Origin of the sequence: Tardiphaga sp., assembly GCF_044336785.1 — a bacterium.
Classification (GTDB): Bacteria; Pseudomonadota; Alphaproteobacteria; order Rhizobiales; family Xanthobacteraceae; genus Tardiphaga.
The window spans coordinates 1-23,645 of the sequence record NZ_JBIIOT010000056.1 but is presented as its reverse complement, the minus strand read 5'-3'; the positions used below and the strand labels follow the sequence as shown (position 1 = coordinate 23,645).

General features: G+C 63.6%; 21 protein-coding genes and 1 pseudogene. 13 read left to right on the top strand and 9 right to left on the bottom strand.

Annotated elements, in window-relative coordinates; genetic code table 11:
• The 5 genes from ACIQ2A_RS16490 (at position 1) to ACIQ2A_RS16470 (ending at position 4,493) form a co-directional block, all read left to right on the top strand.
• A complete protein-coding gene (locus ACIQ2A_RS16490) occupies positions 1-636 on the top strand; it encodes a DUF1007 family protein (protein ID WP_398481112.1) in 636 nt (211 codons plus the stop codon).
• Positions 633-1,769, top strand: a complete 1,137-nt coding sequence (locus ACIQ2A_RS16485) for a nickel/cobalt transporter (RefSeq protein ID WP_398481089.1) — start codon at positions 633-635, stop codon at positions 1,767-1,769. The genes ACIQ2A_RS16490 and ACIQ2A_RS16485 overlap by 4 nt, the downstream gene beginning before the upstream one ends.
• Before the next feature lie 38 nt (positions 1,770-1,807).
• Complete coding sequence (hemH, locus tag ACIQ2A_RS16480) at positions 1,808-2,833, top strand: ferrochelatase (RefSeq protein ID WP_398481109.1); 1,026 nt, start codon at positions 1,808-1,810, stop codon at positions 2,831-2,833.
• Between the two features lie 225 nt (positions 2,834-3,058).
• Entirely contained in the window at positions 3,059-4,039 is a 981-nt protein-coding gene (locus ACIQ2A_RS16475) for an SPFH domain-containing protein (RefSeq protein WP_398481086.1), read from the top strand.
• A 10-nt stretch (positions 4,040-4,049) separates the two neighbouring features.
• Positions 4,050-4,493 carry an NfeD family protein gene (locus ACIQ2A_RS16470; protein ID WP_398481084.1) on the top strand — a complete coding sequence of 148 codons (444 nt, stop codon included), beginning with the start codon at positions 4,050-4,052 and terminating at the stop codon, positions 4,491-4,493.
• Positions 4,494-4,635: 142 nt separating this feature from the next.
• Here the strand turns inward: ACIQ2A_RS16470 and ACIQ2A_RS16465 are convergent, their stop codons facing one another.
• Positions 4,636-5,643, bottom strand: a complete 1,008-nt coding sequence (locus ACIQ2A_RS16465) for an SIS domain-containing protein (RefSeq protein ID WP_398481082.1) — start codon at positions 5,641-5,643, stop codon at positions 4,636-4,638.
• A 217-nt stretch (positions 5,644-5,860) separates the two neighbouring features.
• Between ACIQ2A_RS16465 and ACIQ2A_RS16460 the strand changes: the two genes are divergently transcribed.
• Positions 5,861-7,543 (top strand): outer membrane beta-barrel protein, encoded by a 1,683-nt coding sequence (locus ACIQ2A_RS16460; RefSeq protein WP_398481080.1) that lies wholly within the window; start codon positions 5,861-5,863, stop codon positions 7,541-7,543.
• Positions 7,544-7,709: 166 nt separating this feature from the next.
• Here ACIQ2A_RS16460 and ACIQ2A_RS16455 read toward each other — a convergent pair whose 3' ends face one another.
• Complete coding sequence (locus ACIQ2A_RS16455; protein WP_398481078.1) at positions 7,710-7,982, bottom strand: hypothetical protein; 273 nt, start codon at positions 7,980-7,982, stop codon at positions 7,710-7,712.
• Positions 7,983-8,213: 231 nt separating this feature from the next.
• On the opposite strand from ACIQ2A_RS16455, the gene ACIQ2A_RS16450 reads away from it, so the two are divergent.
• Positions 8,214-9,680, top strand: coding sequence for a diguanylate cyclase (locus ACIQ2A_RS16450; protein WP_398481075.1), 1,467 nt, complete (start codon positions 8,214-8,216; stop codon positions 9,678-9,680).
• Between the two features lie 123 nt (positions 9,681-9,803).
• Here ACIQ2A_RS16450 and galU read toward each other — a convergent pair whose 3' ends face one another.
• Positions 9,804-10,688 carry a UTP--glucose-1-phosphate uridylyltransferase GalU gene (gene galU, locus ACIQ2A_RS16445; RefSeq protein WP_398481073.1) on the bottom strand — a complete coding sequence of 295 codons (885 nt, stop codon included), beginning with the start codon at positions 10,686-10,688 and terminating at the stop codon, positions 9,804-9,806.
• Positions 10,689-10,985: 297 nt separating this feature from the next.
• Here galU and ACIQ2A_RS16440 point away from each other — a divergent pair, with 297 nt between their 5' ends.
• Both ACIQ2A_RS16440 and ACIQ2A_RS16435 read left to right on the top strand, forming a co-directional pair.
• Positions 10,986-12,329 carry a lytic murein transglycosylase gene (locus tag ACIQ2A_RS16440; protein WP_398481107.1) on the top strand — a complete coding sequence of 448 codons (1,344 nt, stop codon included), beginning with the start codon at positions 10,986-10,988 and terminating at the stop codon, positions 12,327-12,329.
• A gap of 63 nt (positions 12,330-12,392) precedes the next feature.
• Entirely contained in the window at positions 12,393-13,361 is a 969-nt protein-coding gene (locus tag ACIQ2A_RS16435; RefSeq protein WP_398481071.1) for a Bug family tripartite tricarboxylate transporter substrate binding protein, read from the top strand.
• Positions 13,362-13,364: 3 nt separating this feature from the next.
• Here the strand turns inward: ACIQ2A_RS16435 and ACIQ2A_RS16430 are convergent, their stop codons facing one another.
• The gene (locus tag ACIQ2A_RS16430; protein WP_398481069.1) at positions 13,365-14,144 is read right to left on the bottom strand and encodes an SDR family NAD(P)-dependent oxidoreductase; all 780 of its coding nucleotides are present in this window, start codon (positions 14,142-14,144) and stop codon (positions 13,365-13,367) included.
• A gap of 162 nt (positions 14,145-14,306) precedes the next feature.
• Here ACIQ2A_RS16430 and ACIQ2A_RS16425 point away from each other — a divergent pair, with 162 nt between their 5' ends.
• Positions 14,307-14,669 carry a CsbD family protein gene (locus tag ACIQ2A_RS16425; RefSeq protein WP_398481067.1) on the top strand — a complete coding sequence of 121 codons (363 nt, stop codon included), beginning with the start codon at positions 14,307-14,309 and terminating at the stop codon, positions 14,667-14,669.
• Between the two features lie 74 nt (positions 14,670-14,743).
• Here ACIQ2A_RS16425 and ACIQ2A_RS16420 read toward each other — a convergent pair whose 3' ends face one another.
• Positions 14,744-16,402, bottom strand: coding sequence for a GDSL-type esterase/lipase family protein (locus tag ACIQ2A_RS16420; protein WP_398481065.1), 1,659 nt, complete (start codon positions 16,400-16,402; stop codon positions 14,744-14,746).
• 190 nt (positions 16,403-16,592) lie between these two features.
• Complete coding sequence (locus ACIQ2A_RS16415) at positions 16,593-16,997, bottom strand: DUF930 domain-containing protein (protein ID WP_398481063.1); 405 nt, start codon at positions 16,995-16,997, stop codon at positions 16,593-16,595.
• A 672-nt stretch (positions 16,998-17,669) separates the two neighbouring features.
• Here ACIQ2A_RS16415 and ACIQ2A_RS16410 point away from each other — a divergent pair.
• The gene (locus ACIQ2A_RS16410) at positions 17,670-18,008 is read left to right on the top strand and encodes a hypothetical protein (protein WP_398481060.1); all 339 of its coding nucleotides are present in this window, start codon (positions 17,670-17,672) and stop codon (positions 18,006-18,008) included.
• A gap of 161 nt (positions 18,009-18,169) precedes the next feature.
• Here the strand turns inward: ACIQ2A_RS16410 and ACIQ2A_RS16405 are convergent, their stop codons facing one another.
• Positions 18,170-19,405, bottom strand: coding sequence for an ABC transporter substrate-binding protein (locus ACIQ2A_RS16405; protein WP_398481058.1), 1,236 nt, complete (start codon positions 19,403-19,405; stop codon positions 18,170-18,172).
• A gap of 263 nt (positions 19,406-19,668) precedes the next feature.
• Positions 19,669-20,034: a DUF1304 domain-containing protein gene (locus tag ACIQ2A_RS16400; RefSeq protein ID WP_398481056.1), complete on the bottom strand. Its 366-nt coding sequence runs from the start codon at positions 20,032-20,034 to the stop codon at positions 19,669-19,671.
• Between the two features lie 130 nt (positions 20,035-20,164).
• On the opposite strand from ACIQ2A_RS16400, the gene ACIQ2A_RS16395 reads away from it, so the two are divergent.
• Positions 20,165-21,346: an ATP-binding protein gene (locus ACIQ2A_RS16395; RefSeq protein WP_398481054.1), complete on the top strand. Its 1,182-nt coding sequence runs from the start codon at positions 20,165-20,167 to the stop codon at positions 21,344-21,346.
• Positions 21,347-21,414: 68 nt separating this feature from the next.
• Here ACIQ2A_RS16395 and ACIQ2A_RS16390 read toward each other — a convergent pair whose 3' ends face one another.
• Positions 21,415-23,130, bottom strand: coding sequence for an EAL domain-containing protein (locus ACIQ2A_RS16390; RefSeq protein WP_398481052.1), 1,716 nt, complete (start codon positions 23,128-23,130; stop codon positions 21,415-21,417).
• Between the two features lie 235 nt (positions 23,131-23,365).
• Between ACIQ2A_RS16390 and ACIQ2A_RS16385 the strand changes: the two are divergent.
• Positions 23,366-23,645 (top strand): annotated as a pseudogene (locus ACIQ2A_RS16385) (hypothetical protein); the annotation flags it as partial.

Here is a 23,645-nt window from a genome sequence, read left to right as displayed (position 1 = left end):
ATCCGACGTCTCTTTGGATTTTTTGCTCTGATCGCAGTCTTTATTGGTGGCATCGCGACTGCTGCCGCGCATCCGCACGTCTTCGTCGCGGCAAGGAGCGAGCTGCTCTATGCGCCGGACGGCACCATCACGGGCGTGCGCCACGCCTGGACGTTTGACGACATGTTCTCGACCTACGCGCTGCAGGGCCTCGCGACAAAGACGCCGGGCGTCTACACCCGCGAGGATCTGGCGCCGCTGGCGCAGACCAATGTGGAGTCGCTGCAGGAATACAAGTTCTTCACCTTTGCCAAAGCGAACGGCAAGAAAGAACACTTCAACGAGCCCGTCGATTACTATCTCGAGAAGACGGACGCCGGCCTCACGCTGCACTTCACGCTGCCGTTCAAGACGCCCGTCAAGACCAAGCAGCTCGCGCTCGAAGTGTTCGATCCCTCCTTCTTCATCGATTTCAGTCTGGAGAAGAAGGACCCGATCAAGCTCGTCGGTGCGCCGGCCTCCTGCGCCATGGCGATCCAGCGTCCGTCGGACGGAGCGTCCAAGGCGCAGACAATGAATGAAGACACCTTTACGAATGGCGAGAACAGCAATTTCGGCGCGATGTTCGCCAACAAGGTGACGGTGGACTGCCCATGATCAAATCGCGTGTGGTTGTCGCGGCTGCGCTCGCCGCGCTGGCCTGCATCGTCATCGCTGATGCATCCGTGCATGCGGCCTTCGCGCAAAATCCCTTCGGCGCGCCCAAAGGCGCCGTACCGGACTCACAAGTGGGCGGCGTCATTGGCTGGCTGCTGACCAAACAATCCGAATTCTATCGCGCGATCTCCACGACCATCCGCGCTGCCAAATCCGATGGCAGTGCGGTGTGGACACTGCTCGGCATCTCCTTTCTCTACGGCATCTTCCATGCCGCCGGTCCCGGTCACGGCAAGGCGGTGATCTCGTCCTATCTCGTCGCCAATGAGGAGACGGCGAAGCGCGGCATCGCGCTGTCCTTCGTCTCGGCGCTGATGCAGGCGCTGGTGGCGGTGCTGATCGTCGGCATCGGTGCATGGCTGCTGAATGTCACGGCGCGCACCATGTGCAGCACCGAACGCGTCATCGAGATCGCCAGCTATGGCCTGATCGCCCTCTTTGGCGCGCGGCTGGTCTGGGTGAAAGGGCGCGGTTTCTTCCGCGCGCTGCGGCCGTCGCTCGGCTCGGTCGGGCCGCAATTGGCGGTAGCGCACGCCTCCGCGCATGCGCACAGCCATTCCCACGATCACGGGCATGATCATCACCATCACCACGATCATGGCCACGCGCATGCTCACGCCCACGCCCATACGGCGCATGCAGAAGCTCACGCTCATGCGCATCACGATCATCATGTCCACGACGAGCATTGCGGCCATTCCCATGGCCCGACGCCGGATCAGCTCGCTGGTCCCGGCGGCTGGGCGCGCGGCCTGTCGGCAGTCCTCACCGTCGGCATCCGGCCGTGTTCGGGCGCCATCCTGGTGCTGGTCTTCGCGCTGGCGCAGGGCCTGTTCTGGGCCGGCATCGCGGCAACCTTCGTGATGGGCCTCGGCACCGCCATTACGGTGGCGACCATCGCCGTGATCGCCGTCTCCGCCAAGGGGCTTGCCGCACGCCTCGCCGGCAGCAAGGATGGCTCCGGTGCGCTGCTGATGCGCGGCATCGAGTTCGGCGCTGCGGCTGTGGTGCTGGTGTTCGGTGTCGGCCTCTTGCTCGGCTATCTCGGCACCGAGCCGGTAAGGTGTTTCTAATTGACAAGATTGGTCCGAAGCGCGAAGCCAGCGGCATCATGACCGAGCCCCATCCCGTCCGAACCGTCGCCGATCTGCCTGAGAAGGTCGGCGTGTTGCTCGTCAATCTCGGCACGCCCGATACGGCGGATGCCAAGGGCGTGCGCGTCTATCTCAAGGAATTCCTGTCCGATGCCCGCGTGATCGAAAATCAGGGCCTGCTGTGGAAGCTGGTGCTGAACGGCATCATCCTGAACACGCGCCCGCGCAAGAAGGCCAAGGACTATCTCAAGATCTGGAATATGGAGAAGAACGAATCTCCGCTGAAGACGATTACGCGCGCGCAGTCCGACAAGCTCGGTGCGGCGCTCGGCAGCCACACCCATCTCGTGGTAGATTGGGCGATGCGCTACGGCAATCCCTCGATCCGCTCCCGCATCGCGGCGCTGACGGAGCAGGGATGCGATCGCATCCTCGTGGTGCCGCTCTATCCGCAATATTCCGCCGCGACCTCGGCCACCGTCTGCGACGAGGCTTTCCGCGTGCTCGCCGGCATGCGCGCGCAGCCGACATTGCGTGTCACGCCGCCATATTATGACGAGCCCGACTATATCGATGCACTCGCCATCTCCATCGACAAGCATCTGGCGACGCTGGATTTCGTGCCGGAGATGATCGTGGCCTCGTTCCACGGCATGCCGCAGAAATATATCGACAAGGGCGATCCCTATCAGGCGCAGTGTGTCGCGACCACGGAAGCGCTGCGCAAGCGGATGGGGCCGAATGCGCCAAAGCTGCTGCTGACCTTCCAGTCGCGCTTCGGCTTCGATGCGTGGCTGCAGCCTTACACGGACAAGACCATCGAGCAGCTGGGCAAGGACGGCGTGAAGCGTCTGGCCGTTGTCATGCCGGGCTTCTCGGCGGACTGTCTGGAAACCCTCGAAGAAATCGCGCAGGAGAATTGCGAGATCTTCCTGCACAATGGCGGCGAGAAATTTTCCGCGATCCCGTGCCTGAATGACAGCGACGAGGGCATGGATGTGATCCGCCAGCTCGTGTTGCGCGAATTGCAGGGCTGGATTTAGCCTGCTCCGTCGCTCATCCTGAGGAGCGACCGCAGGTCGCGTCTCGAAGGATGGCTGCAAACACAGAGCCAGACCAGTTCATGGTTCGAGACGGCGCTATGCGCCTCCTCACCATGAGGGGCGGAGTCTCTCGCTTTTCCCCGTGTCGAACCCTACAATCCCCGCGAACGACAAAACACCGAGACGCACCACGTCGCGCGTCCATTTTGCCGCAGGGAGACACCGATGTCCGGGTTCGACATTTTCGCCATTGCCATTGCACTCTTGATCATCTTCACGCTGTTCGCCGGCGTGAAGACAGTGCCGCAGGGCTATGACTGGACCATCGAGCGTTTTGGCAAATTCACCCGCACGCTGTCGCCCGGCCTCAATCTCATCATTCCCTATTTCGATCGCGTCGGCCGCAAGGTGAACATGATGGAGCAGGTGATCGAGATTCCAGAGCAGGAGGTCATCACCGCGGACAATGCCACCGTGGGCGTGGATGGCGTCGCTTTCTTCCAGGTATTCGATGCCGCCAAGGCGAGCTACGAAGTCTCCAATCTGCAGCAGGCGATCGTCGTGCTGACCATGACCAATATCCGTTCGGTCATGGGCTCGATGGATCTCGACAAGATGCTGTCGCATCGCGACGAGATCAATGAACGGCTGCTGCGCGTGGTCGATGCGGCCGTGGCGCCATGGGGTATCAAGGTCAACCGCATCGAGATCAAGGACATCGCGCCGCCGGCCGATCTGGTCGAGGCGATGGGCCGGCAGATGAAAGCCGAGCGCGTCAAGCGCGCCGAAATCCTGCAGGCCGAAGGCCAGCGGCAGTCGGAAATCTTGCGCGCCGAGGGCGCCAAGCAGTCACAGATCCTGCAGGCGGAAGGTCGGCGCGAATCCGCCTTCCTCGATGCGCAGGCGCGCGAACGCGCGGCCGAAGCCGAAGCGAAGGCCACGCAGCTTGTCTCCGAAGCGATCGGCAAGGGCGACGTCGCGGCGCTGAACTATTTTATCGCCGACAAATATATCAAGGCGTTCGGCCAGCTCGCGGAGTCGCCGAACCAGAAGATCATCATGCTGCCGATGGAGGCGACCAGCATGCTCGGCTCGCTGGGCGGCATCGGCGAGATCGCCAAGGCGACATTTGGCGAACAGGCCGTCGCCGCGCAGGCCGCGCGCCGCGCCGGCTCGGTGCCACCGACCAAGCCGCCGGCGGCGTAAGGGGCAATCCATGGCAGAGATGTTCGTCACGCTCGGCACCTGGAACTGGCTGATCTTCGGTGTGCTGCTGATGGCGCTGGAATTGCTGGCGCCCGGCATTTTCCTGTTCTGGCTCGGCCTCGCCGCATTCCTCGTCGGCATGCTGTCCTTCATCGTTGCGCCGTCGTGGCAAGTGCAGGTGCTGATCTTTGCAGTATTCGCTGCCGCTGCCGTGCCGATCTGGCGCCGCGTCGCGCAGCAGAAGCCCGGTGCCAATCCGAATCCGTTTCTGAACCGGCGCAGCGATGCGCTGGTCGGCCGCGTCTTCACGCTGGATCGTCCGATCGTCGATGGCGAAGGCATCGTGCGCGTCGATGACACTGTCTGGCGCGTCAGCGGGCCGGATGTCGCCGCGGGCACGAAGGTGAAGATCGTGAAGGCGGATGGCGCGAGTTTGACGGTGGGTCTGGCGTAGCTCTGACCTCATCCTGAGGAGCCGCGTAGCGGCGTCTCGAAGGATGGCCGCGAACGCGAGAGCCACACCAGTCATGGTTCGAGACGCGTGCCGAGGGGCACGCTCCTCACCATGAGGGCTGAGTTTGGAGAGCGTAATCGCGTTACGCCACACCCGCACGCAGCAGATCGTGCAGATGCACGATCCCCACAGGCTTCTTCGCGTCGGTCACCAGCACCGCGGTGATCTTGGCCGTGTTGAGCAGCTCCAGCGCCTCGCCGGCGAGCAAATCGCGGCTGATGGTCTTGGGGTTTTTCGTCATCACGTCATCGACAGAGACCGTCATCAGGTCGGCGCGCATGTGGCGGCGGAGGTCGCCGTCGGTGACGATGCCGACCACATGGCCGTTGCCATCGACAATGCCGACGCAGCCAAAGCCTTTGGCCGACATCTCCACCAGCGCATCCGACATTTTTGTGCCGAGCGGCTTCAGCGGCACGGCGTCGCCCTGATGCATGAGGTCGCGCGTATATTTCAAGAGCGCACCGAGCTTGCCGCCGGGATGCAGCACGCTGAAATCGCGCGTGGTGAAGCCACGGCCTTCCAGCAGCGCGATGGCGAGCGCATCGCCCATGGCCAGCATCATCAGCGACGAGGTTGTCGGCGCGAGATTATGCGGACAGGCCTCGCGCGCCTTCGGCAGTGTCAGCGCGACATCGGCAGCGGTGGCCAGTGTCGAGCCGGCCTCCGACGTCATTGCGATCAGGCCGATGCTGAAGCGCGTGGCGTAAGTGATGAGGTTCTTCATCTCCGGCTGCTCGCCGGACCATGACATGGCGAGAATCACGTCATCGGCGGTGATCATGCCGAGATCGCCATGGCTGGCTTCGGCCGCATGGACGAAAAACGCTGGCGTGCCGGTGGACGCAAAAGTCGCGGCGATCTTGCGGCCGATATGGCCGGATTTGCCGAGGCCGGTAATGATCAAACGGCCCTTGGCATTGCGGATCAGGTCGGCGGCGGCAACGAAACTCGCGCCGAGATCGGCCTGCAGTGCCGCGGCAAGTGCGGTGACGCCACTGGCTTCGGCCTCCAGCGTGCGCAGCGCCGAGGCAATCGCCTCGCTGGCCTGATCGCTGATGGTCGAGGTCGGGATCTTGGAAAGGGCCATGGGTGGTGTCCTGCGGCCGGTCCATCGGCCTAGTGCTGGCCGTCCTTTAGCACGCGGCTGCGCGGGAAGCGAAACGCCCGTCCGCCAAATCTCAACGGCCCATTAACCATAAGCGTTTTAACTCCCTTAACCATGAGTTGTCGTCCGGCGGTCCGCGGCCGCGGTTGATGAACTCATCCAAGTTTTTGATGGCGTTGGAGTTTTTGTGATCGTGAGGATGGGTCGGGCAGACCGGACAAAGAACCGCGCGCGGGCGACCGGCGCGGTTTCGGCATGTCTGTGCCTCGCGCTCGCCGCGCCATCCCCTGTTTTCGCACAGGCGCTGACCTCGGATCTGCTTGCCCCGGTTCCGGGCGGCTTCGTTCAGCCCGAAAATCTGCCGTCGCGTCGCCCCGGCAATAACAGCCTGCAACCGCGCGGCACCTTACAGACCAGTCTGCTGTCTCCACAGCGCCAGGATCAGTCGATCATCACGCCACCCGTGCCTGCGGCGTCAGGCGCTGCCGGCAGCGGCTATGACGCACTCAATCGCAAGCGGCAGCAGGTCAAATATTATCCCGGCCAGCAAAGGCCGAAGCGTCCTGTCGGGCCTGGCAGTTTGCCGCCGCCGCTTGTCCAGGAAACGCGACCCGTGCCGCCATCGGCCAAGGCGGCCAAGCCGCCGGTCGCGCCCGCAATTGCAGGCGCGGTGATCGGTCAGCCCGCCCGCAAGCGTTTGCCGATCGATCCCGATCCCTATGCGCCCATCGGCATCCGGGTCGGCAGCTTTCTGGTCAAGGGCGCCGTCGAGATCATGGGCGGCTACAGCGATAACCCCGCGCGCTTGCTTCAGCCGCGCGGCGCATCCTTGTATCAGATCGCACCGGAGCTTCTGGCCGCGTCCAACTGGTCGCGCCATTCGGTCGTGGTCGATCTGCGCGGCTCGTTCACGGGCTATGACAAGACATTTCCATCGGCGATCGCGCAGGTGTCGCCGTCGCCGGAGAATGTCGATCGTGCCGAGTTCAACGGCAAGATCGCCGGGCGAATCGATGCGACTCGCGACACCCGCATCAATACCGAAGCCCGCATGCGCGTCGGCTCCGACAATCCCGGCAGCCCGAACAACACCGCCGGCATGAAGGAATTCCCGCTCTTCACGACCACCGGCGGCTCGCTCGGCATCGAGCAGGATTTCAACCGCTTTCAGTTGAAGATGGACGCTCTGGTCGATCGCACCGTCTATCAGGACTCCAAACTGGTCAATGGCATCACGACGCCGAATACGGATCGTAACTTCAATCAGTATGGCGGCGTCGGTCGTGTCAGCTACGAGGTGCTGCCCGGCCTTAAGCCATTTGCGGAAATCCAGGGCGATGTCCGTGTCCATGACGAGCGGGCGGATCGCTTCACCTATCTGCGCGATTCAAGCGGCGGCTATATCAAGGCCGGCACCACGTTCGAATTCACGCGCCTGCTGACCGGCGAAGCGTCCGTCGGCTATCTCGCGCGCAAATACGAAGATCCACGCCTCGAAGTGCTCAAGGGGCTGCTCACCTCGGCCTCGCTCGTCTGGACGCCGACGCCACTGACCACGGCGCGTTTCATCACGACGACGACCATCGACGAGACGACAGTGCCTGGCGTTCCCGGCGTGCTGACGCGGCTCTATACGGTGCAGGTCGATCACGACTTCCGCCGCTGGCTCACTGCGATCGGCAAGTTCACTTACGGCACGCAGGATTATCAGGAGAACTTCCGCTCGGATAAGATCTATTCGATCGAAGGCAACCTGCTCTACAAGATGAGCCGCGAGGTCTGGCTCAAGGCACAGGTTCGCCGCGATATCCTGAATTCCAACGTGGTGGGTGCCAGCACCGCGGCAACTGTGGTGATGCTCGGCGTGCGCCTGCAGCGCTAGTCGCAAGGAGCCCACATGCAGCCCTCATCCTAAGGAGCCGCGAAGCGGCGTCTCGAAGGATGTGTGCTGATCTCACCAACCAGGCCAACTCGTGGTTCGAGACGCGTGCCAAGTGCACGCTTCTCACCATGAGGGTCCGAGAGCGGACGAAAACGGCGCTCGGAGCCTACTTCCACTTCCGCAGAAACTTCGCCGTCTTCCGGTGAAACTTGACGCCGGAGCCATCGGGCAGGCGCGTCGCCACAAATCCCGCTTCGATACAGGCCTCGCGCTGGGGCATGTGCTCGTCCGGCGCGCGGTCGGTTTCCCACCACGAGGCCCGGTGCGAGGCGCGCGGCAAGGCGTCGTCGATGATCTCCTCGATCGCATCCATGGTCAGGACGATTTCATCCTTGGTCTGGGTCGCCAGATAGGCGCGCAAGAGATCGTAGTCGGGCACGGATGGTCCTCGGGAGTTTGGGCGTCCGGACCGTCATACGCGGCTATCCCGCCGTGCGCCACCGCCTGTTCGGTAGCTCCACACCGTATCAGCTACTTGAACGGTCTCAGAAATGCTTCGTTAACGCCGTGGGGAACCGGGAGCGGGTATTTAAGCGCTCGGCAAGCTTTCGCGTGCGATGCGTCATGGCGGGAGTTTTACTTTATGCGTTTTTGGAATTCAGTCATTGGAATGCGACGGTGGCCATTGTCGGCCAAGCTGCTGATTCTGTCGTCGGCGGTCACGATCGTCGGATTCTCTGCCATTTGCGGCAGCGTCATGCTCGATATGCGCCACGCCGAACAGGCGCTGGCGAAGCAGACCAGCGAAAATCTCGCCACCTCCATCGATTCCGATATCGGGCGTACCATCGAGCAATATGACCTGTCGCTGCGCGCGGTGGTGTCGGGCATCAATACGCCCGAGCTCGGTCTGCTCAGCCGCGAAATGCGTCAGCTCATCCTGTTCGACAAGGCGGCTTCGTCGTCGCAATTCGGCGCCATTCAGGTATTCGATGCCGAGGGCGATCTGACGATCGACGCCGCCTCGCTCGATCCCGCCAAGGAAAACCGGGCGAATGAAGATTTCTTCAAGGTTCACCGGCTGGACGGCGAGCGCGGCCTGTTCATCAGCGTGCCGCGGATGCATCGGGGCGCCTATTCGGTCGTGCTCAGCCGTCGCATCACCGATACCGAAGGCAACTTTGCCGGTGTCGTCGCAGGGTCGATCCGGTTCTCCTATTTTCTCGATCTGTTCGACCGGCTGCGCCTCAATCCCGGCGAGACGATCACAGCGGTTCGGCGTGATGGCATCGTCCTTCTGCGGGCTCCGTTCGATCTGAATGTGATCGGCAAGGATCTCAGCAAGACGCCGGGCGTGATGCGCGTGCTGGCCCGCGCCAATGGCAGCTATTCTGGCGTCGGGGCCGTCGACAACATCATGCGGCTGTTCGTCTGGCGCGACAGCGGGCGCCCCTTGATCGTCATCGTCGGCCGGCCATGGACCGGCATCTATACGCTGTGGCAGAAGCAGGCTTGGCGTATCGGCGCCATCATGCTGGCACTGATTGCCTTCATCAGCGTGGGGACGGTGTTTCTCGCCCGCGAGATCAGCCGCCGCGCGCGCGCCGAAGGCCGGCTCGAAGAGCTCGCCACCACGGATGCGCTCACGGGATTGCGCAATCGCCGCAAGTTCGATGCATCCATCGAGATGGAATGGCGCCGTGCCATCCGTTCGGCGAGGCCGATCGCCTTGCTGCTGGTGGACGCGGATTACTTCAAGATCTTCAATGATTCATTCGGGCATCAGGCCGGCGACCAGGCCCTGATCGCCATTGCGGGCTGCATCTCGGCCGCGGCCAAGCGCTCGGGCGACTGTGCTGCACGCTATGGCGGCGAGGAATTTGCCGTGCTGCTGCCGGGCGCGTCGGCGCAGGATGCCTGCGAGGTCGCAGAGAAAATCCGTCAACGGGTCGAACTCGTTCCTGCCGACCCTGCCCAGTTGTCGGTCAGTATCGGCGTCGCCAGCATGCGTCCGCTGGTGACCATGGAATGGACCGGACTGGTGGAAGCCGCCGACAAGGCGCTCTACGCGGCCAAGGCCGCAGGCCGCAACCAGTGCGTCGTCGCTGAGGACACGCACCGGTCGATGGCGGCGTGAGACAATCTCGAACGTGTAGGATGGGTTGAGCGTAGCGATAACCCATCACGACAAGCGCCAGAGCATGCGGTGATGGGTTTTCGCTCTGGCGCTACGCGCCTTCGCTCAACCCATCCTACACTCTTACTGCCCGAGATAGCGGAGCATGTCCGCGCGGAGCGTTTCGTTAAGATCGGGCCGGCGCAGGCCATAGGCGATATTGGCGCGCAGGAAGCCGGCCTTTGAGCCGCAATCGTGGCGCTCGCCTTCGAACTTCACACCGAAGAAGGGCTGCTGCTTGGCCAGGCCGATCATGGCGTCGGTCAGCTGAATCTCGCCTCCGGCGCCGCGCTCCTGCGTTTCCAGGATCTTGAAGATCTCGGGCTGCAGGATGTAGCGGCCGGTGATCGACAGGTTGGACGGCGCGGTGCCCTTTGGCGGCTTCTCGACCATGCCGTTGACGCTGAAGGCGTTGGTATGGGTCGGGTGACGCTCGCCGATGCTGCAGATGCCGTATTGATGGGTCAGCTCGACCGGCACTTCTTCGACGGCCACGAGATTGGACTTGGCATCGACGCTCTGGGCGATATCCACCATCTGCTTCAAGGCGCCCGGTGAATTCAGCACGAGCTCGTCCGGCAGCACCACGGCAAAGGGCTCGTTGCCAACAATGTGGCGCGCGCACCAGACCGCATGGCCGAGGCCGAGCGGCGCCTGCTGGCGCGTGAAACTGGTATCGCCGGCACCGGGCTGGGAGCTCGCCAGCTGCTCCATTTCGGCGGTCTTGTTGCGGCCTTTCAGCGTCTCGTCGAGTTCGAACATACGGTCGAAGTGGTCTTCGATGACGCCCTTGTTGCGGCCGGTGACGAAAATGAAATGTTCGATGCCGGCTTCGCGGGCCTCATCGACGACATATTGAATCAGGGGGCGGTCAACGATGGTCAGCATTTCCTTCGGCATCGCCTTGGTGGCGGGAAGGACGCGGGTGCCAAGACCAGCGACTGGGAAAACGGCTTTACGAATTTTCATCGGGAGCTTTGCAGTGAGCTGGAAAGGAAGGGGTGCAGGCAACACAACAAAGATCGCGCGCCCAGGTTCCCTTTGCAAGCGGTAACAAAGGCGGATGTATGTCCAGCCCGCTGTCTCTATCGGTATTCCAGACGAGCCGGGCGTCTGACTTGCCGCCGGAATCGGACTAGTATTAAGCGGATCGAAACCCTCTCCGACCTCTTGTCATCACACCGTTACGAATGGAATTGCCGGATGACGACTACAGGATTGAGCGGACGCAAGGACATCATGCGCCGCAAGCGATTGGCCGCGATCATGATGGGCGTCGCGTTGGCCGTATCGCCCGTTGCTGCGTATGCACAGTCCGGCAATCCGCTTAATTTCCTCGACAACATCTTCAGTCCCGGCCAGCGTCAGGCTCAGGCACCGAGCGCGCCAGCGCCTGCCACAGGCGCCAGTCCGCCTTTGCCATGGAGCGGCGAAGACGGCGCGTCCGGCCATCCGCTGATGACCTCCGGCGCGATTCGCGAGGCCGCGGCGAACTTCGACAGCTGCGTTGCCGGACTGTGGCCTGATGCCGCACGGCGTGGCATTTCCGAACAGAACTATCGCGACATCACCGCCGGGCTGACACCCGATCTGCGATTGATGGATCTCATGGATTCGCAGCCGGAATTCACCAAGGCGATCTGGGACTATCTCGACATCCTGGTGAACGACAACCGCGCCGCCAAGGGCCGCGAGGTGCTGGCGCAATACAAGACGATCTTCGATGCCGCCGAGCGCGCCTATGGCGTCGATCGCTATATCGTCGCGTCCATCTGGGGCATCGAGTCCAACTACTCGACCATGATCGGCGATCGCGACGTGGTGCGCTCGACCGCCACGCTCGCCTGCGTCGGCCGTCGCCAGCCTTACTTCAAGGACGAATTCCTCACGGCGGTCGAAATCCTGCATCGCGGCGACCTGCGCCGCGAGCAACTTAAGGGCTCATGGGCCGGCGCATTCGGACCGACGCAATTCATGCCGACGGCCTTCAAGCGTTTTGCCGTCGATGGCGACGGCGATGGTCGCCGCGACGTCGTCGATAATCCCACCGACCTGATTTTCTCCACCGCCAACAACCTGAAGAAGGATGGCTGGCAGAGCGGACAGCCTTGGGGCTACGAAGTCGTGGTGCCGCAAGGCTTCAACTATATGCAGGCCGATCGCGCCAAGATGCTGACGCTGGCGCAATGGGAGCAACTCGGCCTCAAGCGCGCCAATGGCCAGCCATTTTCGCGCGGCACGGAGAAGGCGTATCTGCTTGCGCCTGCCGGCGCGCAGGGACCGGGCTTTCTGATGATGCAGAATTTCCGCGTCATCATGAAATACAATCCGGCGGAAGCCTATGCGATGGCGATCGGCCACTTCGCCGACAAGCTCCGCGGCGGCGCGCCTTTCGTGCAGCCCTGGCCGCGCCAGGAGCGCGTGCTCTCGCGCGCCGAGCGGCTAGAGTTGCAGCAGCTGCTGGTTCAGCGCGGCTATTACAAAGGCACGCCGGATGGACAATTCGGCAGCATGACGCGCGAAGCTTTGCGCAATTTCCAGGCGTCCATCGGCGCGCCCGCCGACGGTTTTGCAACTTCTGAAATCCTGGATCGGCTGCGCGGCCGCTAAGCCGATCCGCGCGGTCGCGGCACGTCTCTTGCTACGCTGTTACCTCCAGATACGAGGACAGCAATGACTTTGAATAGGCGTACCGTTGTGGCCGGGCTTGCGGCCACACTTCTTCCATTCCGCGCTGAAGCCGCTTGGCCAGACAAAACCATCACGCTGCTGCATGGTTTCGCGCCAGGCGGCGGCACCGATGCGACGTCGCGCGTGCTTGCGGAAGGTCTTGCAAAGATTCTCGGCCAGACCGTCGTGGTCGAAACCAAGCCCGGCGCGGGCACAACGCTGGCTGGTGCACAGCTCGCACGCTCGGCGCCGGATGGTTATACGATCTCGCTGATCACCGCGACTTACGGTGCGTCGTCGGCCTTCTACAAGACCCTGTCCTACAAGCCGGTCGATGATCTCAAGGGCATCTGTCAGGTGTCTGAAGCGCCCTACATGTTCTCCTGCAATGCGGATGCGCCGTTCAAGACACTCGCCGAGCTCATCGCTGCCGCGAAGAAGCAACCGGACAAGCCGTTCACCTACGGCACGCCCGGCGTTGGGTCAGGTCCGCACCTGATCGTCGAGCAGGTGGCGCAATTGGCCGGCGTCAAATTCCAGCACATTCCGTTCCGCGGCGGCGCGCAGGCTGTGGTCGAAGTGCTCGCGGGCCGCGTCGATTTCATGGTCGATCCGCCGATCTCGATGATCGAGCAGATCAAGGCCGGCAAGTTTCGCGCGCTGGCTGTCACCACCGCGCAGCGCTTTGCGTCTTTCCCGGATATTCCGACCGTCGCCGAAGCGGGCTTTCCGAACTACGCCGCGCCCGGTTGGTATGCGCTTGTCGGTCCGGCCGCATTGCCCGACGACATCGTGGCCCGCCTGCATGCGGCGACCACGACCTTGCTCAAGGACGAAGCCGTGAAGGAGCGTCTGCTCGCGCTCGGCAGTCAGGCCAAGACCTCACAGCCGAAGGAGGTGATCGACCTCCTTGCCTCGGATGTGAAGCGCTGGAGCGAGGTGCTCGACAAGGCGAAGATCGAGCGCATCTAGCGCTCAGGCATTGCGCGCCATCAGCCCGCCATCGACCGGAATCACCGCGCCCGTCAGATAGGACGCAGCCGGCAGGCACAGGCTCACCGTCATATGTGCGACCTCTTCGGGGTCGCCATAGCGGCGCAATGCCGTACGGCGCTTGGCGAAGATGACCTTGTGCTCGTCGCTGATGCGCTGCGTGATGCCTGTGGTGATCGGGCCGGGACAGATGCAATTCACCGTGATGCCCTCGCGGCCGAGTTCGACCGCGAGAGAACGTGTGAGGCCTGTCACGCCAGCCTTCGCTGCGGAATAGGGACTGTGCAACGCCGTCGCGCCAAGCGCTTCGGTGGAGGCGATATTGACGATGCGCGGGCATTTTGATTTGCGCAGATAAGGCAAGGCGGCGCGGATGGTGCGCTGATGCGAGGTCAGCATGACTGCAATCGCGCGATCCCATGCGGTGTCGTAGCCATCTTTGTCGATCTCGGTGGAAACCGAAATGCCGGCATTGTTGACGATGATGTCGAGCCCGCCGAAATGCGCCGCGACTTCGTTTACCACCGTCTTGATGCGTTCGGGATCGGCGACGTCCAGCGTCCATGCGCGTGCGCTGCCGCCGCTTGCGGCGATCGCGTCCGCGACCTCTCGCGTGCCTTCCGGTGACAGATCGGTGACGGCGACATTCGCGCCTTCCTCGCCGAACACGCGCGCCGTCGCGCGGCCCATGCCGCTTGCGGCACCTGTGACGAGAACCGTGAGGCCGCGCACGGAGCGGCTGAGTGTCTTGTAATCCGACAAGGGAATCCTCCGATGTTTCGCCTTCATTTTGAGGCTTGCGCAAAGGCTTGCATCGATCGGCGACGAGGTCACGTGGTTTCTCGCGGCCCGCAACATCGTGAGGGAACCAGCAAGCGCTTCGGGCATTACACCGGCGAGAGTTTCCCTCACGGAGTGATTGAGATGGATAAGGACCGCATTGCAGGTGCCGCGAAAGATGCCGCCGGCAAGATCGAAAGCGTTGTCGGCAAGGCAACCGGCGACGAGCGCACCGAGATTTCGGGCCGCACGCGCGAAGCCGAAGGCACCGTGCAGAATCTGTATGGCCAGGTGAAAGATGGCGTGCGCGATGCGTCCGAGAAGGCCGCGAGCTACGCCAAGGATGCGCTCGACAGCGACACCTATCGCGACGGCACGCAGGCGCTCACCGACAAGGTGCGCGACAATCCGCTCGGCTCGCTGCTGATCGCAGGCGGCATCGGTTTTGCTCTGGCGATGCTGATGTCGCGCCCGCCGCGCCGTCGGCCCAATCGCTTTAACTACTAAGCGATTGAATTAGCTCACTGAAAATCCCTCGTCCGCAAGCGGGTGAGGGATTTTTTGTGTCTGGAATCAGGCGCTTAGCGGAAGATGAAGCCGGAGGGGGCGGAGGCGGCGGGGCCGACATTGGCCGGCGGGCGCGGGCCGCCTTGCTGCTGCGGACGGGGCCGCTGGGGGGCTCCCTGCTGCGCCGGACGGCGCGGCTCGTCATTGCCGAACAGATTGCCGAAGAAGGACGGCGTTTCCGGGACGATCGGCGTCTTTTTCTTCGCCTGCTGCTTCGGCGCGGCCGGGGCGATGATCGGCGTCATGCCGTCGGGCAATGTTGCGCCGGCTGAGCTCGATGGCGTCGGCATCACCGCGGCCATCGGCACGTCACCCTTGGCCTGTTCACGGCCGATCTCGCGGCGTGGCCAGGCGAAGTCATCGGCGCGTCCGGCCGGTGCATTGAGCGGCTCGCCCTTCACCAGCGTCTTCGCCACGAGGGGATCGACCGTCAGCGCCTTGGCGCCGGGGCCGCCGAGCAGCGTGTCGCCGCCGATGGAGGCTGCGACCAGCGGCACGATCGGGCCCGCTAAGGGACGCGGCGGCGGACCGCCGGGCACGACAGCCACATCAGGCTGCGCCGGCTCGGTCGGCAGCGCGATCGGCGCCGAGCGGCCGGAGAGCAGGCGGGTGATCTCGCGCTCCACATAATGCGCCAGTTTGCGGGCGCCAGCCTTGGTGAAATAGACGCCGTCCGGCGTACGCAGCCGGCGATTCTGGCCCTCGAAATCCGGGCCCTGCTGCAGGAAACGGCCGGATTCATCGACAAAGCCATCCCAGACATCGACATAGGTGATGCCGGCCTTGGCCGCGGCATCGCGATAGAGATTGTTGAGATAGACCATGTCGGCCATCGCCTTCGGCCCGCGCACCGCGGGCAGGCCGACCCACAGCACGGGCACGCCCTTGCTCTTGGCGATGGTGATCATCTCCTCGATCTTCTTGGCGTAGAGCTCGCCCCAGCGGTCATCGCGGAAATCCACCATGCCGCCGCCGCGCGCGCCGCGCTCGTTCAGGATCGAACCGGGATCGGCGATGTCGGCATCGTCGGTGTTGTCCGCGCTGTCGGCCGGCTTGTCGCCGGGCTTCACATCGGCGGCGCCTTCCTTCTTGGCGGCCTTCTTGTCGGGCTCGCGGAGCGGGATGCGGTCGCTGAGGCCGAGCATGATGACGATGGCATCGGCCTTCTCGCTGGCGAGAAGGCCCTTGGCTGCCGCCGCCCAATCAGACGGCTCGCCCTTGGGCTGATAGCGCAGCAGGCCTGACACGGTCTTGTGCTTGCGGATCACGCCCATGTCGGGCTGTTCCGAATAGGCGTCTTCCAGACCATAGCCGAGCCAGTCGGCCATGCTGTCGCCGAGTACCAGCACGTTGCGCTCGGCCGATGCGTTGGTCTTGTCAGATTGCGGCGCGCGGGAAAAATCCTCGCGGCGGCGCGGCGCCTGCTGTTGCGGCGCCTGCTGCTGGAACGGCTGGAAGAAATCGCCGCCGAACCAGCCGCCACCGCCGCCGCGCGGCTGCTGGCGTTGCTGCGGCTGAGGCGGGCCGCCGAAACCGAAGAACTGCGCCGAGGCCGTGCCGGCAATGCCGACCAGCAGCGCCAAGGTCGTGACGCCGACAGCCAGCGTCAGCCGCTCACGGCGCCAGAGATCTGGCCGCCATCTGGCTTTCGTTGCTTTCGGCTTGTCGGACATTCGGACTGATGGCCTCGACCGCAGGACAGGAGAGGGCGCGCAGGCCCGGATTCCAATAAGTTCCATCCGGATTATACCCGGATTCGGGCCGCAAGCGGGCAGCCTTGATGATCGCCATCAAGCCTTGCGGGCGGGGAACGTCAAGCTATCCGGCGATCTTTTCGGAAAAGGGTTAGCGTGGGGCGCCGGATTACTTCCAGAGCCCGTAAGTCTGCCATTTCGCGGGCGGAATGAGGGCGCCGGTCTTGTAGCTGAAATCGAGCACGGTCTTGTGGTCCGGCGTCGCCTTGCAGGTGAAGGACATCTGGTACCATTTGCCGCCGGCCCGATAGGCGCCGCCTTTGGCCACCAGCGTATTGCCCATGTGCTGCGGCGGCATGATCACGTCGGATTTGGCGCGATCCACCCGCGCGCCGGCCGACCCGCTCGCGCTCATTTTCCGCATCGCCTCGAGATCGCAGATCTGCTCCAGCCGGGTCTTTGGATCGAGCTTGTCGAGCGCGCGCATGAACCGCGCATCGGGAGCGGCGGCGGCAGATGCAGAGATCGCAACCGGGATCGCGGCGAGCGCGAGCGTGACAGCAGAAGTTTTCATGAGGCCGTGCGCGTGCGGGGAGGGATTTGTGACGAGATGTGTCCGATAGCGTAGCCGCGCCGCGCTGGCCAGCGACTGAGGGTTTCAGGAGGCGATGAGGTCGCGCGGCGCGAGTCGCGGACGCTCCTTTGTCGTCACCCGGCGCGACCGGGTGACCCAGCAGACACCGAGCAGGCATCGACGCTCGTGCTATGTGCTGTGCCTCATCACTTCCGCCGTCGTGTACTGGATCGCCCGGTCAAGCCGGGCGACGACAAGTGAGGATCGGGTTGTCGTTTCACCCGCCCACGCGCCGTCCTTGCCGCGCCATCGCGCGAAGTGGCTTTTCACCTGTGTCCCCCCTGCAATGAGGGGGATGATGCGCCAGCAAGCGCATAGTCCTGGTCATTCTCGCGATGATGTCGGCCATGACCGGCCTTCACCGCCGCGCAACGGGCGGCCCCACACGTCTCGATGCTCGCTGAACGCTCGCATCGATCCACCCTTCCCACTGCGCGTGGCTACGCCACGCTTGGGGCATGGAGAAGAACGAGCGTCGCTGCTTCGTTCTCCAAAGCCCCACATCATCGCCGCATTCTCCTCACCTCATCGCCCCATCCCCTCCAGACCTTCCGCACACTTCCGCGATACCGCTGGGCGTCCAATCAACGGAAAGGACCGACCATGCGCACCATGACTGCTCTTGCTCTCGCTGCCTCGCTCTCCCTCGGCACGCCCGCGCTCGTGATGGCGCAGGGATCGGCGCCCACGGAAAGTGCGGCGCCAAAGTCCACCGTGCAGATCAACAAGATCCAGGTGATCGACGTCAAAACGCTGCCCGATGCGGTGAAGACGCAGGTCGATGAGGTCGTGTCCAAGACCAGCGACGAGGACATGAAGGGCCTGCGCGCGTCGATCGATGCCTCGCCGGCGGCCGCGAATGCGCTGAAGGAGAAGGGCGTGAGCTCGGCACAGGTGGTCGCGGTGAACATCGCAGACGGCGTGCTGACGATGTTCACGAAGGCGGCGTAAGGACGCTCGGTCCTCTCAACTGTCATCGCCCGGCTTGACCGGGCGATCCAGTAATCTCGACTGTCAGTGATAGAGCCGCGCCAGCGGTGTCTACTGGGCCACCCGCTTTTGCGGGTGGCGACAAGCCGCGTGGCGATGAAGCCGCGCAGCTACTCTCCCGACTATCCCGCCGAGTCATCCTCGATGATCGGCCCGAACAGTTCCCAGCGCTCGCCATTGAAGCGTTGCATCTGCAGCTGCTTGTTGACGCGGTAATCCGTCGGCGAGGTCGAGCCGACAAAGCCCGGCAGCGACAGGTCGAAGACGAGATTGGACAGGCTGGTCGCCTGCTTCATCACATTCGCCCGCGTCAGGTCATCGCCGCAGCGTTTCAGCACTTCCACCATCAGCTGGGCATTGCCATAGCCATAGGTGTTGAAGTTCGAGTTCTTGTCGCCCTCGGGATAGTATTTCTCCATGAAAGCGAGATAGCGCTTCATGCCGGCATCGTCCTTCCATTGCGGATCGGCCGGGTCCTTGCCGTAATTGGTCGAGATCAGGCCCTTGCTGTTCTCGAGCCCGGCCGGCACCAGCACCGCGCCCACCGACGTCGCATTGATGTCGACGATGTGGATCGGCTTCCAGCCGAGATCGGCGACCTTCTTGATCGCCTGTGCCGCGAATTTCGGCGTCGAGGCGTTGAACAGGAGATCCGCGCCGGAGGATTTCAGTTTTACGATCTGCGAGTCGATGGTGGGGTCGGCGAGTTCGTAGCTCGCATCCGACACGATCATCGATGCCGCCTTGTCGCCAAGGCCGGCTTTCATGCCGGTGAGATAGTCGCGGCCGAGATCGTCATTCTGCCAGAGGATCGCGATCTTCGCATTCGGATGGTTCTTCAAAATATACTTGGCGTAGATCCGGCCTTCGGTCTGGTAGTTGGGGTTGTAGCCCATGGTCCAGGGGAAGTTTTTCGGATCGGTGAAGCGCGTGGCGCCGGTGGCGGCGAACAGCTGCGGCACGCCCTTGGTGTTGAGATATTTCTGCACGCCGGCGTTCGAGGGCGTGCCGATGATCTGGAAGGTGAGCAGGACTTCGTCGGACTCCACCAGCTTGCGCACCTGCTCCACCGCCTTGGGCGGCGAATAGGCGTCGTCATACTGGATCAGGTTGATCTTGCGGCCATTGATGCCGCCGGTCTCGTTGATCATCTTGAAATAGGCGGCCTGGGTCTTGGCGATGGACGAATAGGCCGAGGCGGGGCCGGAGAACGGCACGGTCTGGCCGATCTTGATCTCGGTGTCGGAGGCGCCGGGATCGTATTTCTTCTGGGCGGATGCGGGGGTGCTAAAAGATGCTGCAGATAGCGCGGTCGCAATGGCGCATGCGGCGACCGAATGAACGAGCGTGGCTCTCATGTCGTTGCCTTCCCTGATGTGTCATCGACGGTCTTCCCGGTGAGGGCGCCGTCGTTGACGCAGAGTGTGAGGGAAGGATTCGGGGTTGGCAAGATGAGGGGCAAGCTCGGCCCCTCATGGTGAGGAGGCGCGCAGCGCCGTCTCGAACCATGAGATGGCCTGGCCCGGCGTCTGCGGCCATCCTTCGAGACGCCGCTGCGCGGCTCCTCAGGATGAGGGGAGAGTCGCTGGCTCCTCAGGATGAAGGGGAGAGTGGGCGGCGCTTATCGCGCCAGCCACAGCACCAGCAGCGCCAGCGCCGCCGGCACCGCCTGCACATACAGGATCCGCCTGCTCACGCTCATGGCGCCATAGACCCCCGCCACGATCACGCACAGCAGAAAGAACGCCTTGATCTGGAACGCGAAGGCGGGTGCGGAATGCAGGAGTCCCCAGATCAGGCCGGCAGCGAGGAAGCCGTTATAGAGGCCCTGATTGGCGGCCAGCACCGCGGTGATCTCGGCTTTCTCCGGCGTGTTCTTGAAGGTCTTCAGGCCCTGCGGCTTCTGCCAGAGAAACATCTCCAGCACGAGGAAGTAGACGTGCAGCAGCGCCACCAGCGCCGTCAGTCCGTTACCCAACACAGTCATCGCAATCCCCCGGTCATGATCCCCTTACCACAAGGCTCTAGCACGTCGCGATCGGCCGCTACAGGCGGATGATTGTTGTGGCCGCACGCGCAGCCGGCCTATAGTCGATCATTGCCATCGAGTTTGCCACGTGACCGCACTGCCGCCCGCCTTCGAGACTGACATTGCTGCCGTCCAGCGGATCGAGGCCGTGACCAAAATCCTCGAAGTGGTGTGCCGCACCACCGGGATGCGATTTGCCGCGGTGGCGCGGGTCACCGACAGCCGCTGGATCTGCTGCGCGGTGCGCGACGAGATTGCCTTCGGCCTCGTGCCCGGCGGCGAGCTGAAGGTCGAGAGCACGCTGTGCCACGAGATCCGCCAGCATCGCGAGCCCGTGGTGATCGACCATGTGGCGCAGGATGCCGTCTATAGCGGCCATCACACGCCGGCGATCTACGGGCTGCAGAGCTATATCTCGATGCCGATCTTTCTCGCCGACGGCAGCTTCTTCGGCACGCTCTGCGCCATCGACCCGGACCCGCATGTGCTGAACACGCCGGAGACGCTCGGCATGTTCAAGCTGTTCGCCGAGCTGATCGGGTTCCACCTGAATGTGGTGGACAAGCTGGCGCTCAGCGAGGCCGACCTGTCGGATGAGCGCAAGACTTCTGAATTGCGCGAACAGTTCATTGCGGTGCTCGGCCACGACCTGCGCAATCCCCTGGCGTCCATCGCTGCGGTGGCGCGGCGGCTGCGCAAGGCGGCGCTGAGCGAGGAAGAGTTCGGCTATCTCGATTTGATGCAGAACAGCGTGCGCCGGATGGCCGGGCTGATCGACAATGTGCTGGATTTCGCCCGCGGCCGGCTCGGCGACGGGCTGACGCTGACGCGCACCGCGCAGGATCTGGCGCCGGTGCTGCAGCAGGTGGTGGGCGAGTTGCAGGCCCATGCGCCGGGCCGCCAGATCGATCTGGTGCTCGATCTGAAGCGGCCGGTGGATTGCGATCCCGCGCGCATTGGTCAGTTGCTGTCGAACCTGCTCGGCAATGCGCTGGCTTACGGCGATCCCGCCCGGCCGATCACCGTGAGCGCGGAGACGGGGCTGACGCAGCTCGAACTGTCGGTGACCAATCACGGCGCGCCGATTCCGCCGGAGATTCTCGGCAAGCTGTTCCAGCCGTTTTCCCGCGGCGCCGGGCAGGGCAATCAGGAAGGCCTGGGCCTCGGGCTCTATATCGCCTCCGAGATCGGGCGCGCCCATGGCGGCATGCTGAGCGCGACCTCGACGGTGGATGAGACGCGGTTCGTGTTTCGGATGCCGCTGGTGTGAGGCGGACGTAGGGCGGATGAGGCGAAGCCGTAATCCGCCGTTCTTTGTCACTGCACTCGGTTGGCGGATTACGCTTCGCTAATCCGCCCTACGGCTTCGGTGCCTTGCAGCCACGGCCGTTCCGCCGAAGCCAGCCCGGTCAATCGCCCCTGAATATAATTGCAGCCCCAGTCCTGCAGCATCCGCGCGCTGGTCTCGTCCTGCACCCATTCGGCCACGGTCTGGATCTCCAGCCGGCGGCAGAGATCGATCAGGGTCTGCACGAAGGCGCGGTCGTCGGCGGAATGGGCGATGTTCTGCACGAAGGCGCCGTCGATCTTGACGATGTCCACCGCGAGCTTGCGCAAATTGCGGAACGAGGTGTAGCCGGCGCCGAAATCGTCGATGGCGATACGGCTGCCGAGCGCCTTCAGGCGATTGACGAAGCCGCGGATGTCGTCGAGATCCTGGATCGCCACCGTTTCGGTGATCTCCACGATGAGGCGTTCCGCGACGCCGGGATGCGCGCGCATCATGGATTCGATGGTCGCCCACCAGTCGGGGTCGGTGGTGGTGGCCGGCGAGATGTTGAGCGACAGCTGCACATCGGGCGTCTCAGCCAATTCGGCGATGACCAGTTCGAGCACGCGGTGATCGACCAGACGGATCAGGCCGAGACGCTCGGCCACCGGCACGATGTCCGGGGCGAGTAGTAGTTGCCCGTCGTCCTGCTTCATGCGCACCAGCGCTTCGTAGAAGGCGGGGCCGCTGCGATCGGCGCGCACCACAGGCTCGAAGGCGCAGACGATGCGACGCTCGTTGAGCGCTTTGACGATCTCGTCGGTGACGCGGATGTTGACGCGGCGCTGGGCGTCGCGCTCCACATTCGGGCGCCACAGATTGAAGCTGCCGCGGCGGCGGCGCTTGGCGGCATCCAGTGCTTCCTGCGCGCGGTTGACGGCTTCGTTGACGTCGCGGCCATAGCGCGGAATGCTGATCGCGCCGATGGTGGCGGTGACGGAGACCGGGCCGGACTTGGTCGGAATGACGTCGTCGCGGATGCCGGCGAGAAAGCGCTCGGCCGCGATATTGGCGTCGTCGGCGGTGCAGTTCTTCAGCACCAGGCCGAACTTGTTGCCGGAGAAGCGCCCCATGATATCGCCGCCACGCAATCGCACGCGGATGCGCTGGGCGAGTTCGGCAATCACATCGTCGGCGACATCGAAGCCGAACGCGTCATTGATGCGGCCGAGATGATCGATGCCGATCAGCATGAAGGCGAAACTGGCACGGAAGCGCGTGGCTTCCTCGATGGACTCGGCGAGCGCTGCGAGCAGATGCGTGCGGTTGAGTTCGCCGGTGACGGGATCGCGCTGCGAAAGTTTGACGAGTTGCTCGTCATGGGCGTGGCGCTCGTTGTTGATGCGCACGATGCCTTCGACGCGCAGCGGCCGGCCGTCAGATCCGGTGCGGACGCTGCCGTTTTCCTCGATCCACAGCAGCGGCGCGGTGGTGGAGGCGCGCACACCGTAATCGATGCGATAAGTGCCGCCGGATTGCAGCGCCGACACCAGCGCCTCGCTGCGCACGGCGCGATGCGGCTCGATCAGGGCTGCGAAGTCGGTGCCGCGGGCGATGGTGTCGGTGGGGATGTCGGTGAAGATGGATGCGGCCGGCGCGGTCCAGGTGATGGCGTCGCTGGCGATGTCCCAGACGAAGGCGGCCTGGCCGAGACGCGCCAGGATGTCTGCCTCGGAGAAAGCAGGCTGCGGCTTTGAGGCAGGATCGGGTGGGGCGGATGTCAAATGTCGCCTCGTTTCGGGACGCTGCTGGCGTGATTCGTGTCAGGACAATACGGCGTGAGTGCTGAAAAAAGTTAGTCCAAGTTGCTAAACAATGGAGAAATCGTAGCTATGTGGCGGGTTTGCGCAAGACCCGCGCAAGCAGAGGGAGTTGTGGAGAGCGCCGGCACGGGACTTGCGACGATGGTACCGGAGGGACCACCCTCCGTCCTGATTTGAGACGCGAGCGCGCTTAACCATGTCGATCACGGCGACCAGCCGCATATCCCCGACCACGTCGCATCCGATGCGGCGCGCGGGCGATGTCGTGATCGAGCGGGAGACTGTTCAACAGGAGACGCGTGCTATCACACCGACGGGGCCGGTCGCGCGCGCGATCCCGGCCTTGCTGCGCAGCGTGCGGCCTGATGCCTCCTTCATCACCCATCTGATCGCCACCGCCGAGCAAGTGCCGCAGACGCGCGTGCTGCGGCGGGCGGAGATCGTGGATGTGGAAGCGGCGTATCGGAAGGCCGCGG

Bases quoted from the DNA above. Each gene is read 5' to 3' on its own strand.
- ACIQ2A_RS16475 (WP_398481086.1), top strand. From the start codon at position 3,059: ATGTCCGGGTTCGACATTTTCGCCATTGCCATTGCACTCTTGATCATC.
- galU (WP_398481073.1), bottom strand. From the start codon at position 10,688: ATGAAAATTCGTAAAGCCGTTTTCCCAGTCGCTGGTCTTGGCACCCGC.
- ACIQ2A_RS16485 (WP_398481089.1), top strand. From the start codon at position 633: ATGATCAAATCGCGTGTGGTTGTCGCGGCTGCGCTCGCCGCGCTGGCC.
- ACIQ2A_RS16400 (WP_398481056.1), bottom strand. From the start codon at position 20,034: ATGACTGTGTTGGGTAACGGACTGACGGCGCTGGTGGCGCTGCTGCAC.
- ACIQ2A_RS16420 (WP_398481065.1), bottom strand. From the start codon at position 16,402: ATGTCCGACAAGCCGAAAGCAACGAAAGCCAGATGGCGGCCAGATCTC.
- ACIQ2A_RS16415 (WP_398481063.1), bottom strand. From the start codon at position 16,997: ATGAAAACTTCTGCTGTCACGCTCGCGCTCGCCGCGATCCCGGTTGCG.
- ACIQ2A_RS16425 (WP_398481067.1), top strand. From the start codon at position 14,307: ATGGATAAGGACCGCATTGCAGGTGCCGCGAAAGATGCCGCCGGCAAG.
- hemH (WP_398481109.1), top strand. From the start codon at position 1,808: ATGACCGAGCCCCATCCCGTCCGAACCGTCGCCGATCTGCCTGAGAAG.
- ACIQ2A_RS16405 (WP_398481058.1), bottom strand. From the start codon at position 19,405: ATGAGAGCCACGCTCGTTCATTCGGTCGCCGCATGCGCCATTGCGACC.
- ACIQ2A_RS16440 (WP_398481107.1), top strand. From the start codon at position 10,986: ATGATGGGCGTCGCGTTGGCCGTATCGCCCGTTGCTGCGTATGCACAG.
- ACIQ2A_RS16410 (WP_398481060.1), top strand. From the start codon at position 17,670: ATGACTGCTCTTGCTCTCGCTGCCTCGCTCTCCCTCGGCACGCCCGCG.
- ACIQ2A_RS16435 (WP_398481071.1), top strand. From the start codon at position 12,393: ATGACTTTGAATAGGCGTACCGTTGTGGCCGGGCTTGCGGCCACACTT.
- ACIQ2A_RS16460 (WP_398481080.1), top strand. From the start codon at position 5,861: ATGGGTCGGGCAGACCGGACAAAGAACCGCGCGCGGGCGACCGGCGCG.
- ACIQ2A_RS16450 (WP_398481075.1), top strand. From the start codon at position 8,214: ATGCGACGGTGGCCATTGTCGGCCAAGCTGCTGATTCTGTCGTCGGCG.
- ACIQ2A_RS16470 (WP_398481084.1), top strand. From the start codon at position 4,050: ATGGCAGAGATGTTCGTCACGCTCGGCACCTGGAACTGGCTGATCTTC.
- ACIQ2A_RS16465 (WP_398481082.1), bottom strand. From the start codon at position 5,643: ATGGCCCTTTCCAAGATCCCGACCTCGACCATCAGCGATCAGGCCAGC.